The sequence below is a fragment of the Parasphingomonas puruogangriensis genome (genome assembly GCF_036663635.1).
Classification (GTDB): domain Bacteria; phylum Pseudomonadota; class Alphaproteobacteria; order Sphingomonadales; family Sphingomonadaceae; genus Sphingomonas.
Window position 1 is genome coordinate 546225 of the sequence record NZ_JAXOJI010000001.1, and the last position, 16033, is coordinate 562257.

At 63.3% G+C, this 16033-nt stretch carries 7 protein-coding genes; 5 read left to right on the forward strand and 2 right to left on the reverse strand.

Annotation, left to right across the window (positions count from 1 at the left end; genetic code table 11):
• Window positions 1-2478, reverse strand: coding sequence for an EcoAI/FtnUII family type I restriction enzme subunit R (gene hsdR, locus U1739_RS02885; protein ID WP_332703795.1), 2478 nt, complete (start codon window positions 2476-2478; stop codon window positions 1-3).
• Window positions 2479-2854: 376 nt separating this feature from the next.
• Here hsdR and U1739_RS02890 point away from each other — a divergent pair, with 376 nt between their 5' ends.
• The 4 genes from U1739_RS02890 to U1739_RS02905 all read left to right on the forward strand — a co-directional run bounded on the left by U1739_RS02890 (window position 2855) and on the right by U1739_RS02905 (window position 14025).
• Window positions 2855-3073, forward strand: a complete 219-nt coding sequence (locus U1739_RS02890) for a hypothetical protein (RefSeq protein WP_332703797.1) — start codon at window positions 2855-2857, stop codon at window positions 3071-3073.
• A 106-nt stretch (window positions 3074-3179) separates the two neighbouring features.
• Window positions 3180-7142, forward strand: a complete 3963-nt coding sequence (locus tag U1739_RS02895) for a protein kinase domain-containing protein (protein WP_332703799.1) — start codon at window positions 3180-3182, stop codon at window positions 7140-7142.
• A 47-nt stretch (window positions 7143-7189) separates the two neighbouring features.
• Window positions 7190-8962, forward strand: coding sequence for a methylation-associated defense system protein MAD7 family protein (locus U1739_RS02900; RefSeq protein ID WP_332703801.1), 1773 nt, complete (start codon window positions 7190-7192; stop codon window positions 8960-8962).
• A complete protein-coding gene (locus U1739_RS02905; RefSeq protein WP_332703803.1) occupies window positions 8959-14025 on the forward strand; it encodes a hypothetical protein in 5067 nt (1688 codons plus the stop codon). The genes U1739_RS02900 and U1739_RS02905 overlap by 4 nt, the downstream gene beginning before the upstream one ends.
• 452 nt (window positions 14026-14477) lie before the next feature.
• Here U1739_RS02905 and U1739_RS02910 read toward each other — a convergent pair whose 3' ends face one another.
• Entirely contained in the window at window positions 14478-15449 is a 972-nt protein-coding gene (locus U1739_RS02910) for a phospholipase D family protein (protein ID WP_332703805.1), read from the reverse strand.
• 239 nt (window positions 15450-15688) lie between these two features.
• On the opposite strand from U1739_RS02910, the gene U1739_RS02915 reads away from it, so the two are divergent.
• On the forward strand, window positions 15689-15892 hold the full coding sequence (locus U1739_RS02915) for a hypothetical protein (protein ID WP_332703807.1): 204 nt from the start codon (window positions 15689-15691) through the stop codon (window positions 15890-15892).
• Window positions 15893-16033 lie beyond the last annotated feature (141 nt).

A 16033-nucleotide genomic window follows, 5' to 3' on the forward strand; every position in this document is an offset into this window, starting at 1 on the left:
TTAAGCAACTTCCTGATAAAGTTCGTTTTGGAGGGCGTGGACGGCATCTTCGAAGCCGGCTTTGCCACCGAAAGCCTTGATGAGCTGGACCGGGGTGCCGAGCGTGTTCAGCGGCGGGATGCGCAGCACGTTGGTATCGTCAAGATTGAGCACTCCCTCGTCGGCATACTTGTCGAGCAGGGCGCGCAATACTGCGCGGGCCTGCTCTCCGTATTTGGCAAAAACATCGCGTTTCTGAACATTTTCTGCTCGCTCGCGCCGGGTCAGTGGCTTGCGGTCAAAGGCAACGTGGCAAATCAGGTCGAACGGATCGAGGTCTTTGCCGAGTTCATCCGCGATAACATCGAGCGCGAGGCCTTCCGCTGACAATTCATCGACCAACGCCTGTTTGCGTTCCGCACCATTCCACCGGTTAAGGAATTCGTCCAAGCTGGCGAAGTGCTTGCGTAGGGCTTTCTTCGTGAAGTCTCGCAGACTTTCGGTGACAAGCTTGCCACTCTCGTCCAGATATTCAACGCGCTCGGCCACAATGATGACGCGCACACCATCGACATAGACCTTGCCACGCCTGCCGCTGCCATCGGTGATGGTGATATCCGGTGTGTCGCCACCATCGATGATGGTTTCGCCCTCGCCGGGCTGATCGCTCTGATCGTCGCCGGGGTCGCCGGGGTCGCCGGGGTCGCCGATAGTGCCGTCGTCATCGGGCGGCGTAACAGGATCATCCTCGCCCGGCTCATAAATTTGAACGGGTTCGCCATCGAAATCCGGGTCGGCGAAGTGTTTCGTCGCCCCTCGGAAATCCATCAGCGTGAAGAAAAACTTGCGGCTGTCTTCATGAACGCGGGTGCCGCGCCCGACGATTTGCTTGAACTCGGTCATCGATCCGACGTCACGGTCGAGGACGATCAGCCGGCAAGTCTGGGCATCGACGCCGGTGGAAAGCAACCGTGACGTTGTGACCAGCACCGGGTAGCGGCTTTCGGGGTCGATGAAGTTGCCAAGCTGCGCCTGACCTTCGGGGTCGTTGCCCGTGATCCGCATGACGTAGCGCGAGTTCTCCGCCGCGAGGTCAGCATTTTCGTTGATGAGGGCCTGCCGCATACGCGCCGCGTGTTCCTGATCGACGCAGAAGACGATGGTCTTCTGGTAGCGGTCCCCGCTTTCTTTCAGGAATTCCGTGACCTTGCGGGCGACGAGCTTGGTCCGGTCATCCAGCACCAGTGTGCGGTCGAAATCGCGGGTGTTGTAGATACGGTCCTCAACCGCGTTGCCGTCGCGATCGAGCTGACCCTTCTCTGGCCGATAGCCCTGAATGTCGCGGTCCACATGGACCTTGATGACTTTATAGGGGGCAAGGAAACCGTCCCGGATCCCCTGTTTCAGAGTGTAACTATAAACCGGCTCGCGGAAGTAGTGGATGTTGGACGCGTAGCGGGTTTCCTTGGGTGTCGCGGTCAGGCCGATCTGCGTGGCATCAGAAAAATGCTCAAGAATTTCGCGCCATGCGCTATCCTCGGCCGCGCTACCACGGTGGCATTCGTCAATAACGATGAGGTCGAAAAAGCCGGGTGAGAACTCCTTGAACAGCTTTTGCCGTTCCTCCGGCCCGGTGATGGCCTGATACAGCCCGAGATAAATCTCGTAGGCGGTATCGACGCGCCGCTTCTTGTCCATGGCGATCGGCAGGTCAATGTTCGTGCCGTCATCACGTTCGATCGTTTTCGCGTTGGCGGACAGCTTCGCCATCGCTGAGCCAAAAGGCCGGAAATCGTTGACCATCGTCTGATCGACCAGCACGTTCCGATCAGCGAGAAACAGGATGCGCTTTTTGTGCCCGCCCTTCCACAACCGCCAGATGATCTGGAACGCAGTGTAGGTCTTCCCGGTGCCGGTCGCCATGACCAGCAGAATTCGGTTCTGCCCAGTCGCGATGGCTTCCATGGCCGCGTTGACGGCGTTGACTTGATAATAGCGCGGCTGCTTGCCGCTGCCGTCGTCATAATAATCCTCGAGGACGATCTCCTCACCTTCTGGCGTCAGGCCCCTCCACGCGGCATATCGCTGCCATAGCTCGCCCGGCGATGGAAAGGCATCAAGGGGCAGCGTGATTTCGCGCGCATCGCCTGTACCCGTGCGGTCGTGGAATACGAACCCATCGCCGTTCGACGCAAACACGAAGGGAATGTCGAGGGTTTCGGAATATTCCAATGCTTGCTGCATACCCGCGCCGATTGGCTGGGTGTTGTCCTTGGCCTCAATCAGCGCCAGCGGGATGTTGGGCTTGTAGTAAAGCACGTAGTCAGCACGCTTGCCTTGACCGCGACTGACCATCTTGCCGCGCACAATGATGCGGCCCTTTGTGAAACTGACCTCTTCTCTGATCTGCGTCATTTCATCCCACCCGGCGTCCTTGACAGCAGGCGTTATGAACTTCGTGCAAATGTCTCGTTCGCTCAGAGATCTTTTATTGAACATTGAAGGCCCATCCCGTGTGGACTGACCCTAGAGGCATGATGACGATCTTGCCAGTTGGCGTGTGAATTTGCCTCGTTCAGGCGGATTCTCGATGCTCCTGCGCTCGGAAGCCGATAGCAAAGCGGCGCCAGCGCGGCGATGGAAAGGCTCATAATGGAAACGTCTGGTTCCGCCGGAAGCGGCCGTTGACGGGCGCTACCCCGAATAGCCGCAATGTCCCAGTTATCGTCATTCCAGCGGCGCTGCAGGGCGGTCGCGAACCGATGAATGAATGACCGGAGTCGGGGGACACAATGAGGGCGTCGAGCGTCTGCATTTGGGTCTTTATGTGCGTTCGGCCAGCGCCCCCAATGTGATCTTTCTCTGAAAATATCACGTGGCGATGTTCTTTGTAGAAAACCGCAGTCTTGCTCCGCTCCCTGCGCTCGGCCTGTTGGCCCTACTGGGCGATGCGATTGCGAATCTTATCGGTGTCGAATTGACTGAACGGCCGGCCGAGGTCCCGGTCGCCATGGCGATGGCGGGCCCTATTTATTCGAACCCGCATATTGAAGTAGCGTCGTCGTCGTCTATGGTTCGTCAAGCGCTTACCTGATTGCAGTGTTTGCCGCGTGGATCGGTGATGGGTGACAGCGTCGGCGACCTCGGCACATACAGGCCAGAGTGATGGGCATGATCGTGGGGAGCGTGGGGCGGTTGGTTTGCGTGTAGTTCATGTGCCGTGTGGCCCGTTCGCAAACGCTAGCGAACTCAAGGCCTTCAATTCGGTCGATCAGGAGATCAGGAGACAGAGCGGGGAGGGGGCCGCCTACATTCTGACGAACCTGACGCACCCGAACCTGCGCGGCCAGGCGGACGAGATCGACATGGTCGTCATCGGGCCGGGTGGCGCGGTCGTGATTGAGGTCAAGCACTGGGATGCATCGGCGCTGCGCCGCCCCGACCTCGCGGACCCCGCCGCAGAACTCATTGTCGCGAAGTCGAAGCGGATAGCAGGAAGGCTTCGATCCGCCGATCAGACTTTGGGCTTCGTCGCGCCGGCCTTCTTGCTGACGCGGGAGACGGGCACTTTGAAGAAAAACGGCACCCTGCCTCGCCACGCCATGGGTGTCATCGCGTATGGCCTGAAGGACGTGCTCGACCTGGTCGCCGATGCCGCCTCGGCGGGCCAGACCAACGCCAGGCGCCTCGCCGACCTGCTGGCGGTGCGCTATAATCTTGCCGACGCGGGTCGACTGAAGCGCCTCGGCCGCTTCGACGAGCTGCGGCTGCTTACCGACGAGCACGACCGGTTCCAGCGCATCTTCACAGCCCGAGATCCCTGGACCGGCGATCGCGTGCTGCTGCACACCTACGACCTTTCGGCTGCACCTTCCGGCGAAGCTGCTTCGCTTACGGATCGAAGGGCGCGACGCGAATTCGACGTTGTCCAGCGCTTCCAGAAGTCGCCCCATCTGCCGAGCCTTGTCGATACGTGGCAGCCGGTCCCGAACTATGCTGGCGAGATGTATTTCTTCAGCGTGAGCGACAGCGCGGCGACGCCGGTTTCCGCCCTCGGCGATACGCCCGAGTGGGCCTCTCCGCAGCGGCGTGACTTTGCGCTTCGAGCCCTTTCGGCGCTTCGGGAATTCATCGAGGCCGAGGATGGCCCGCTGCTCCACCGCGCGCTTGATGGCGACAGCCTGCGGGTACGCGCGGACAACAGCCCGCTTTTTGCTGGATGGCGCTGGGCGCGGCTGACGCCTGCGCAAACCGTGAGTGCCGAGCAGCTTGGTGATCTGTCGGGAGGCTTTGCCGCGCCGGAGGTCGTCGCGGGGGGTCTTACGGCTGCGACGCCCAAGTCGGACGTCTACAGCCTTTGCGCGGTGCTGGCCCGGTTATTTACCGACCCCGCCGACGAGGACTTTCGCACCGTCATTCTCCTCGGCTGCGACCGGGATCCTGCCCGCCGGCCGGGCGTCGATGAACTCCTCGATCTCCTTGAGGAGAGCGCGGCTGACCATATTGTTGCGTCGCACACACCCGAGCCGGCCGGGTCGGTGTCGCCCTCCCGATGGGACGAGGGTCACAGTTTCCAGTGGAAGAACGGCTCCTATCGGGTGATATCGGTGCTCGGGCAGGGCAGCATCGCGCGAACCTTCAAGCTGGAGCAGCTCGACGCGAGCGGCGAGCCGATCGGGACGTTTGTCGGCAAGGCGGTGTTCAATGCCGAGTTCGGCCACACGTCGCTCGCGGCCTATCAACGGATGCGCACGTTCTCCCTGCATCCAGGCCTCTCCAATATCCTGGAATGTGCCAGCGGCTGGAGTCCGGACGCGCTGACTGCCCTGCTCCGCTGGAGTCAGGGCTCGCCACTGAGTGCCTGGCGCGGCGACTTGGACTTCATCGCGCAGGAGGGAGGCGCCGACACGACGGAGCAGCTCGCGGTCGAGTGGTTCGAGAAGCTGTGCGAGGCCTTGCACGAGCTGCATGCCCAAGGCTGGGTACACGGCGACGTCAGCCTTTCCAACATCCTGGTTGACGAGTCCAAGGTGATCCTGATCGACTATGATCTGTCGGGTCCCGAAGGCCACAGCCCGCCGAGCTCGGGTACACCTCTCTACGCGTCGCCGGAACGACGCGACGGGGCTGTGGCACTGGCGCGAGACGACGTGTACAGTCTGGCTGCCTCGCTCTACCATGCCATCACTGATCGACCGCCCGCGCACTCAACGAGCGGTTCGGGTCTCGACTGGAGCAAAGAGGAGCGTGCGGCGTTCCCGTCGCTGATCCCGATCCTCGACCAGGCGACCGGTTCGAGCGAGGCGCGGTACTCAGACGCGGGAGCCGCACTCGCGGCGCTTCGGGCGGGTCGCGTCTCAACTGCGTCGCCGATACCGGCGATCGTTGCGGCGCAGCCGGCCCTACGACCGAACGTGGTTCCGCGTGTACGGGACATCCTGAGCACCTATCCGGGGTCGCGTTTCGGCAACGCGGAGACCCGGGGGCTGGACAGCGACTTCGCGTTCGACACATACGTGCCGACCGGGCTCGACGAGATGCTGCCGGCGGAGATCAGGGCGGGGGAGGTCTCGCTGGTCATCCTGTGCGGCAATGCCGGGGACGGCAAGACAGCCTTTCTGCAGCGCCTCGTCCAGACACTTGGCGGCGATCCCCCGCAATCGAGCGAGCGCGTCTGGTCCGGTAGCCTCGCCGGCCGGAAGGCCATGATTAACCTCGATGGTGCGGCCAGCTGGAAGGGGCGGTCGGCCGACAGCCTGCTCGACGAACTCTTTGCCCCGTTCCTCGACCATCCGCCGCGCGACGGGAGCATCCACCTCGTCGCGGTCAACGACGGCCGGCTGATGGAGTGGATCGAACAGGCGGAGGCCGGTGGTGGCGAACGACCGCTGACACTCGCGCTCACCGCGGCGCTGACGCAGCGGACCGCGGGTCTCGCTCCGCACATTCGGCTCGTCGAACTGAACAACCGCTCGCTCGTGGGCGGGCTCGACTCCGACCGAGGGATGATATCCACCCGGTTCGTCGACGAGTTGATCCGGCGGTTGGTCGGAGGGGACCGGGCTGCGGAGATCTGGGCGCCGTGCCGGACGTGCACCGCGCAGGCACGTTGCGCGATGAGGCGATCGGCCGATATGATGGGCGCGAGCCCGGAAGCGGCTGTCCTCGCCGGCGGGACCCGAGTTCGCGAGCGCCTCACGGAGGCGCTGCAGACCGTTCATCAGCGCAACGAGATTCACATCACCGCTCGCGAGTTGAAGGCTGCGGTCAGCTACGTCCTATTCGGCCTCCACGACTGCGAGGACCTACACCGAAATGCGGAGCTGGAGCCTCACGATCCGGCCGATCACGCGTTCAATCCCGAATCCCCTGGAAGGCAGGGCGAGCTCCTCCGCGAGTTGGCGCGACTGGATCCAGCGCTGGAGGGCCATGCCCGCGTCGATCGATATCTCGTCGGGAAGGGCGCCCCGCATCCCGCTCACGGGGCCAGCCGGTTCCGGGATGTGGTGGGTCGACCGGTGCCTCTGCGCGATGCGCGGCGGCGTGCGTATCTGAGCTGGTCGGCCGACCAAGTGCAGGCGGTAGGTGGCGACGATCATGCCCTGACGCTGAGGGACGGACGCCGGGCGAGTGAGTTCCGCAGGTTCCCGCTTCTCTACGATGCGGAGCAGGCCCGGATCAAGGGTCGCCTATGCAACGGCCTCTCCCGCCTCGAGGCGCTGCCAGACCTCGCCTATCGCGACGTCGAGCGCGTCCCGATCCGCGTCCTCCCCCGTACGCCGACCGAAACCGCGTTCTGGATCGAGAAGTCGGCTTCGCGCTTCTCGCTCGCTCCCGAACGCTTCCAGCCGATGGCGGGGCTCGAGACGCTCCACCGCTTCCTGGTGCTGAGATACGAGCCGGATCATGGCGGGGTGGAGGAGCTGCTGGTGCCGCTCGAGCTCTACAGTCTGCTCATGGATCTCGCTGACGGCGTCCAAATCCTGGACGCCTTCTCCGACGACGTGTTCGCTAACCTCGGCGTCTTCACGAGCCGCCTCGCGCAGGAGGACGAGCGCCGCCTCAATGCGTGGAACCCGGTCGACAGCGACGTCGTGCGTCGCCTTGGCGTCGCCGATCGCGGTGGCCTGCAGACGATATTCCTCTCGAGTGAGACCGCTTGATGCCCAGCGAGACGCGACAGGTAATAGAGTCCGTTCTGGGCAGCCAGATGACGGCCCAGATCTGGACCAGCACCTATTCCCCGGTATTCCCGTTCGTGCCGCAGGACTTTTCGGTCGGTGCTGTCCTGCCGATGATGCTATACCTGTTCCGGTGGGGGAACCGGCGCGGCAAGGGCCAGTTCGCCGCGGTCTACAGCGCGAACGGCGCTCCGACGATATCATCGACGGTTGACAGATTGATCTCGGATCCGGCGATCGAGGGGTTCGACACGGCCTCGGGTCGCGCCATCCTCGGCGATTTCCTGCTGACTTCGATCCTCGAGAACAGGCGCCACTCTGAATCGCACGACGAGCAGGTCCAGCGCTGCTTTGCGAACCACTACTACGCCTCCTGGATAGACCTCCCGATCAGTGCCGCGAACCTCCGCGGGGTGCCCGAACTGGTGACAGCGTTGCTCAGCGATCAGCGGGAGGGCGAGATTGTGGAGCCCTTCGCTGAGCGCGGCCGCTATCGCGTCGGCGCCCGCATCCAGGAGAACGACCTCCTGCGGGCGCTCGCGCCAGGGACGACCACCACCGGAATGAAAAGCGATCTGAAGTCTGACGAACTTGACGAGTCCGTACACCTTCCGCTCGACCAGCTGCTGACCGTCCGACTTGCGCAGGGCTGCGGAGAGGCTCCTGCGAAGGCGGTGGGACGGAACAATCCGGGGCCGATCCCGAACCAGCGGCCGATCGCCGCGCGGGCGGCCGAGAACTTCCGGGACGACCTGCTCGTCTTCCTCGACTGTTACGCGGCCGGTGGGTCGATGCCGCGATCGGCCCTTCTCCAAATGCTGGAGTCGGCGATAGCGATCGGACTGGTCACGATTCTCACTGCGTCGGTCGAAATCATGAACCGATGGGCTGCTACGGGGATGCTGCCAGACCTGGATGAGGCACCGCAGTTTCCTCTGTTCTTCGACTGTTCGAGCGGGTCGGATCCGGTCCTGCGTGCGACCTCCGAAGAGTCGGGCTTTCTGCTGCGGCAGGCCTTGAACCGGCTGCCGGCCGTGCTCATGCATGCGCGGCTGCTCGATCACTTCGTTCGCAGCGAGTCGGACATCGATCGACGCAAGCTGCCGCCCACTTCCCCCGACGCCACGCAGTGGCTGAACCTTACTGGGAGCATTCTGAACGGCAGTCACGACGAGGCGAGGGAGGCGCGCCGGCACTTCAGCAAGACCGCGCGCAAGCTTAGGGATGCTGCAGACATGGCGGAGGATCTCGAGCTGCGGGTTCTGCTGGGAGAGGAGGGCGGTGACACTGATCCCGGGCGGGCGCTCGCGGAGGCGCTGAGCACGGCGTTCGTGGACTCGTCGAGCCATGGCACAGAGCGCCTCAACAACTTCCTATCGTCCGCGCTCATGATCGACGAGGTTAACGGCCTGGCCAAGCGGCGTAAGGTGGTCCTGCATCAGTCGCGGCGGAAGGGGCAGGGCCGCAGGGGTGACGCGCTCTCCTTCGTCATGACCAATCCCGTGATCGAGTTTCTGGTGCATCGCCACATCCGCAGGATTGGAAAAGGACGCAAGGAGCAGCCACTGTCCTATCCGGACTTTCTGCGGATCCTGCGCGAACGCTACGGATTCTATGTTGATCGAGCGCCACCCAACCTGGCGATTCCGAGCGATGTCCTGCAACGGAACCGTCGCATGTTCGAGCGGCGCCTGCGGGACCTCGGTCTGCTGGTCGGCGTCAACGACGCCGAGCGGATGAAGAAGATAAAGTGGCGATACCGCGCGCAGCAGGATGCGCAGGTTGGGGAGCAGGCGGCGTGATGGGACCCGAGCACGTCAACTATCTGGCGCAGGCGATCAAGAACCGCCTCGGTGCCTCCGAGCCCGGCGCGGTCGCCTTCCTGCGCTGCCTCCCTTCCGAGCAGATCGACGCACTCGCCGGTAGCGACGCTTTCTTGGTTCCGGGCTGGAACGTGAACGCGGTGGTGGATGTGGCTGGCCACCGCCGCATCACCGCCGATCAGGCGGTTGAGCAGCGCGAGGACAAGGCCGATGCAGCCTTGCTGCTGATCGATCCGCTCCGCGCTGGCGCGGGCTTGGACGGGATCTACAGCGCCGGCCGCGAGATCGGTGAAAGCGAGCTCTTCGGCGAGGCCCTGAAGCTCGCGCGCAAACCCTTTTTCGGTAGAATGCGGGTGCTGGACGATGCCGTGTGGCGCGCCGAGCGCCTCGGCCGTCGGCGGCGGTTGACGCCCTGGTCGAAGTTCGACTTCTACGTGAGGGCCGCTCAGAATTCCGGGGGAGCTCTCGCACGCCTTGGCTTGTGGCCCATCGCGACCGAAGGGGATCCATCGACCAGCGAACTAGATCTCTCGGCCGAGCTGGCCGATCGCCTACTCTACGTGAGCGACACACGTGCCATTGCCGAGCGGGTGCGGGCTCTTCAGCTGGATGATTCTGGTGACAGGAGCGCCGGCTTGGAGCAGGCTCTGAGGGTCGCCTCGGGCATGAGTCCGGAGGAGGCCGCCAGACGGATCGAGGACCAGCCCGATCTGTGGCTGGGGTCGATCAGGCCTGGCTTCGCGAGCGACGAGCTTCGGCGGATCCAGCTGTCCTCTTGGCGCGATGCGAAGGGCAGCATCCTGAAATGGTCGGGCCTCACTAAACCTGAGACGGAGGACAGCGCACCGAGGCTAACCCTCGATCGGGCGGCACCGTCGAGGGAGCGTGCGCAGCTCACTGTTCGGTGGGCGACCGAACCCGAAGAATTGGCTGCCGGCAGCGTCGAATACCGCATCTCCGTCTTCGCGGGCGAGGACGTCCTCGCCGAGCGTGTGGTCCATCACCGTGAACATCGCACACAGCAGGTTGTGATCACCGTGGACGACTTCGAGGATCTCGAAGGGACCGAAAAGTTCGACGCGACCGTCGAGGTGACCGCCGTCGGTCAGGAAGCCGTCGCTCGGGTGCGAAGCGAGGCCTTCGTCCTCCAGTTCGGCGAGACGGCCAAGCAGCTGACGAGCGCCTCGGGTCAGGAGGTAAGGTCGCTGGTGGAGGGCGCCATCGCCATGGCCGATCGCACTGCGTTCGACCTCCTCGTGACCGGCCCAGGCGCCGCGGCGCGAGCGGTCGAGGACAAGAAGGGCTTCCTGACCTGGAAGGGCGACGCGTCCATGCGAGGCGCGCGGGTATTCCGGCCTGCGCTTCTGCGCGCGGTGGAGGCGGATTGGGTCGGACGGGCAGGAGCGATCGGCTACTGGACCCAGGTCGTACGTGCCGACGGATCGCCTGTCGGGGAGCTCGGGTTCACGGAGATCGAGCCAGGTGACCGTGGCCCGACGACGGAGCGTGCGCGCGAGGCGAGCCGAAAGCTGGCCGACGAACTAGGTGCGGCCGGCCTGCTCGGCCTCGTCATACCCCCCGGCTGGTCCGCAGCGGACAACTACATCAACGCGTGGGAGAAGGCTCTCGACGCTGGGAGTCCCATCCTAGCCCGGCATGGCACGGTGGAGGTCCGCGGGCAGTCTGGCATCCTCATCGGGCTGCTGGTGACCCCACTGCACCCGCTGCGTTTCGCGTGGCATGCGCACTATGACCAAGTCGTGGCCCATGCGCGCTTCGAGCAGGGGCTCTCGCCGCAGCACATACAGTCGACGGTCCGCCCGATCGATTCTTCGTTCTTTCCTTTCGCGCTGCCAGGAGACGAGGGTGCCGGCTTCGTCTTCGCTGACGTGATCGGCTTCCACACCGTGGCGATGACGGTGGACGGCGAGCGTGAGCCAAAGGCCGCCACCGCGCTGCTCGCAGCCTGTCTTGGATCCGGCACGGCGACGGTCCCATCGATCGGGCAGGCGAGCGCCGCGGCCATAGCGCGCGAGCTCGGTCACTATCTCGACTGCTACGGCGGCGCCAACGGCGAGCGGCCGGACCTCTTGGCAGTGCAGGCCTGGCGTGCCGGGGACGGCTTGACCGTCGCCAGCGCGCTTGGTCAGACGCTCGCGGCACGGGGATTCAACGACGACGACGATGTTGACTCGCCTCTCTGTTTCACGCTCGACCTCTTCCACGCTCCGCGCTCGGCAGGTGCGGGACAGTTCCTGTCCGCGGTGGGACAGCGTCGCCGCGCCGGAGGTCAGGCCCTTGATCAGCGGGACCGCTGGCTCGCCGAGACCGCGACGCGACCTGGCGATGTGCTCGTCCCGCGGCTCAGGTGGGCCAAGCATCAGGAGCCCTCGGTCGATGACGACTTGGCATGGAGCCGGATGCGGGCCTCGCACGTCAGCCTCGCGTTCGATCTGTTCGAGACCAGCCTCGGGACCGTTCCCGCGTCCGCTGTATCGGACTTACGGCCACTGCATGCCTGGGGACTTCTGAGGACGCTAGAGCGGCGTGCCATCACCGGGCAGGACTTGGAGTGGATGACCTACGCGGCGCCCGAACTGGGCGGCGATCCGAGCCCAGAGAGCCGCACCGCCAGCGATCGGCTGCGCCGCATCGATCGCGCTACGGCTCGCGCCACGGCACGCGGGCTGGGCGGCACGGGCGACGACTGGCCGGTTCTGAAGACGCGACTGCTGCCAGCGGACCGTCGTAGGATCGACAGGATGCATGACCAGAGCGACTGGGTGATCACGCTCGATCGCAATGCGGCGCTCGACTACTTCGACTCTCCTCAAAATAGTCCGGACGCCTACGAGCGTTTTGTCATCGACACCGTGCCGGAGCGTTCGGATCTGACTGCAATCCAACTGGTCACCTCCACGACGAAGCTCGATGCGGTTCGCGACCTGGTCGACGAGGCCCTCGGGGACATGGGCCTCAGCAGTAGCGAGCGGAACAGCCGCTTCCTCGTCGCTCAGCTAAAGGCGCTGAGCGGGAGGCTGGCGATCCGGCTTGCGGATGGCGGGACGAGGACCGGCGAGCTGATTGCGCTGGCGCTGATGTATGCCCACTGCGCGGCAGCCGGGGAGCAGAAGGGACCGTGGCTCAACGTCGCTCAGGGTGTTCTGATACCCGTCGATGAGATTGCCGATCATGCCCCGATCGTGAACACGCCAGCGGCCGACGGCGAGACCGCGCGTCGTGCCGACTTCATCCACGTCAGCGCTCCTGCCCGCGGGCCGCTCGAATTCCGCTTCGTCGAAGTGAAGAACCGACAGCATCTGCGAACGGCGAGGCAACCGGACATGCTTGCGCACATGGTCGCGCAGACCGGGGATCTTCGCGTGAGGTGGATGGACTGGTTCTTCGGAGCTGACCTGGAGCCGCTGGAGCGGGTGGTCCGGCGAGCCCAGCTGGCGAAGCTGCTTCGTTTCTACGTCGATCGCGCCGCACGCCACCGGCTTTCGCTGCAGGCGACGGCTCGGCTGAATGGCGAGATCGACCAGATGGTGTTGAAGGAGACCTATCTGCCGGGCACGGTCGCCGATCCGGACGTAGGCTACGTCTTCTGTCCGGAGCACCGTTCAGGGCAGGTCGAGCGCATCTATTCCGAGCGCAGCGAGACCGCGCTATGGCTCTTCGGGCCGACGATGCTCCCCGACGAGACGAGCGGCGCGCCGGGCACGCTGATGCTCCCTGCCAACGTAACAGTCTCTGAAGGACCGGGGCCGCAGGGGGATAGGGGCCAGGGCGACGCGGTGCTCGAGCCCGGTTCAGACTTCGGGCAGGGCGAAAGTGACGAGCCGCATGTGCCGAGCGAAGTCGGTGTAGCCGGCGCAGCGGTGTCCCCCGAGGCTGACGCGAGCGTCGCCACCGGTGGAGCACTCTCGGCGGGAAGCGCTGATGTCATTCTGGATCCCTTCTCAGGCTTGGTAGCCGAAGAGGGTGGAGCGGCGCCGGAGCTGGTTCGGGATCCCGTCGAGGTCCGTCTGGGCGAGTCCCTTACGCAGATGCCTGTCGACTGGTCCGTCTCTATTCGCACCAACCCACACATGATGATTGTCGGCCTGCCAGGGATGGGAAAGACGACTGCGCTCATCAACATCTCGAAGCAGCTGACCGCTGCAGGCATCGCGCCGGTGATCTTCTCGTATCACGACGACATCGACGAAAAGTTGGCGGATGCGATCGGTCCCATGCGGACGATCGACTTTGACGGCCTTGGATTTAACCCGCTGCGTGTCGACGCGCCGGGGCCGATGGCCTACATCGACGTCGCTGGCACGCTGCGCGACATCTTTGCCTCCATCTTTCCGGATTTGGGTGAGATCCAGCTCGAAGAGCTCCGCGGGGCCATCAGGCAGAGCTACGACGACCTTGGATGGAACGACCGCGCCGCTCAGCGGCCTGCGCCTCCGAGGTTCCGGACGTTCCTCGACATCTTGAAATCTCGTTCAAAGCCGAACCAGAACTTGCTCGCCCGCCTTCAGGAGCTAGATGACTACGGGTTCTTCGGTGGGGAGGACGGTGGCTCCGGCATACTCGTTGATCGCAAGCCCACGCTGATCCGCGTCCACCTCAGCACGAACGAGATCGTCCAACGCGCCTTCTCGTCGTTCGTCCTCTACAGCATCTATAAGGACATGTTCCGCAGGGGTGTTCAGCAGGGCCTTACCCACGCGGTGATCTTCGACGAGGCGCACCGGGCTGCTAAGCTGAAGCTGATCCCGCGCCTCGCTAAGGAGTGCCGTAAGTATGGCTTGGCGCTTACACTCGCGTCGCAGGGCGTCAGGGACTTCGATGGCGGGCTTTTCGAGGCCGTTGCGAACTACCTGATCCTGCGAGTGACAGAGGCGGATGCCCGCACCCTCGCGCGGAACTCGGGGCCGACTGCCGACCAGCAGCGCACTACGGACCGGCTGAAAGCCCTCGAGCCCTACCACGCAATGTTCTTTTCCGCCGCGACGCAGAAGCCGATCTCATTGAGACTAGGCGCCGGCTAACGGGACGGTGCTCACAGCCATATACGTTAAGAGGTCGAATGGCGCACGAGTATTTAGCGGCCTTGGGTAATGCCTCGAAGCTCCTGGAGGAGGCGCGCCGCGAGCTCGTTGAAATGTAACGCGCCAAATATGCTCAATGGCTCAGCAGCCGTCGGAACTCGTTTGGAGAGAAGCTCAGGATGGTCGGTTCCTTCAGCGCATACGCCTTTAGCCTGACAGCGACCATCGATGCGTCGATCGCGTGAGCGACTGCGCACCAAACATGGACAGTCTCCGAAATCGCGCGGGCGAAGCGGCGAGGTAATGGACCGATCATAGCCCGAAAATTTGATCAGGTTTTATCATAGCTGCGACAGCTGCTTGTTTGACGTTTGCTTTCGGGTGACGGCGATGTCGCCGTCGGTGTTGCATTCGGGACTTCATTTAAAGTTCGGTCTCTTGAAGCCAAACCGTCAATCCAGACAATCTATCGCTACGGCTAATTCGCGTGCGGTAAATAGGACGTCGTCATATTTGTCTAGCAGACGGCGGACCAAGTGCTGATCGGCCTTGCAAATCGCCTTCGGGTCAGGAAGGTCGCCTTCGACAACAGACCGTACTGCCGGCCAGTACTTGCGAGTCATTACAGTACCCGTGGCATCGTGATAGTATAAAGCCGTACGGCCGTAGCAGTAAAGTCGATTGTCAGGCATCCAGAACTCAATGCACGAACGTCGCCAGCGTGCGAGGTCAGAACGATCCCATCCGATGAACATGCCGTCGTCTGGCAAACACGTGATCTCTCTCTCTTCGTCAGGGTGCGCCGCAACCATCGCTGAACGGGCGCGCGCACGCTGCTTGGGTTTAGCGTCGGTTTGCGCAAGCACGATGCTGATCTCGGAGAAGCGATCGGGGTCAGCGGCGATCTGATCCAGAAGAGAGCCGACACGGATTGGCCGCCCACCCGGAACGCCACTCGGTCTGAAGCGCTTCCTTGCGAGAGCTAGGGCTTCCTTGTCGACCTTCTTCGACCGTTTCCAAAGCAATGCGAACCAAGCGCCCGCTTCGGCGAAGCCGGTATCGGCCGGAGCGAGAAGCATGCCAGCCTCAATCAGACCGGGACCAGTGTCAAAGCCGATCCCATTGCTGGAGGCATTGGCGGAACCAACGACGGCACCGCGGTCGGATATGTAAACTTTCGCGTGAAGGTCCGGGACGTGCCTTAGCAGCTTGTTTTTCGTAGCCCCGAGATCGACCAGCGCTTTAGGCGAGGTGCCGCCCCGCGTCACGTCGCAGATGATGCGTGCGGCCGGTGGTCCTTCCGATGGCGGGAACGCCTGGTCGATGCCAGCGCCCCAGTAGGCGACCGCACAACGCACGTCAGCGCCGGAGAGAACTTCTTTGATGGCGGTGGCTAGATCTCCGCCTGTCAGAAATTTGATCATCGAGTGTTCTCCCTCATCCCAAGCTACGCCCACTGGCCGGGGATGTCATCGCGTCATGTCTTCGCGTTGCAACGCCGATGGTAAGTTCGGTTTCGAAAAGAACCGGGCATGAACCTACGATCTGCCGATTACCCAGTTGTTCGGATGCTCTCGCGACGAAAGATATCGACTTTTGCGCCGCGGGTATGAGATCCTTCGTCTGACGGAGATTTTGCCGTCCAATGATAGGAGGCATCTCAATGCCCTATATGATACATCCGCGCGTCACGAATCAGCGTTCGGCGGTCGAGAACGGGATGACCGTTCTCACAGTCGACACGACGGTCGTGCTTGATTGCTGCGACAAGGCTTTTAGCCGATTCGCGCGCGATCAGCTCGAGCGTGAACAGGCACGCGTCAGCCGTCGCTTCGGCTTCGGCGAGGTTTGCCTAAACCAGATCTGATCTGGCGTGTATTGGCGCCCGGGGCCCGGCTCCGGGCGCCTCTTTATCCTAGCGGTTCCCGACCAGCGTCACTGCGCCGTGGTCACGTTCTACGGCATGATCCCGTTAAGTATGAGCGTCTGTAAGAAAGCATTTCGCGGA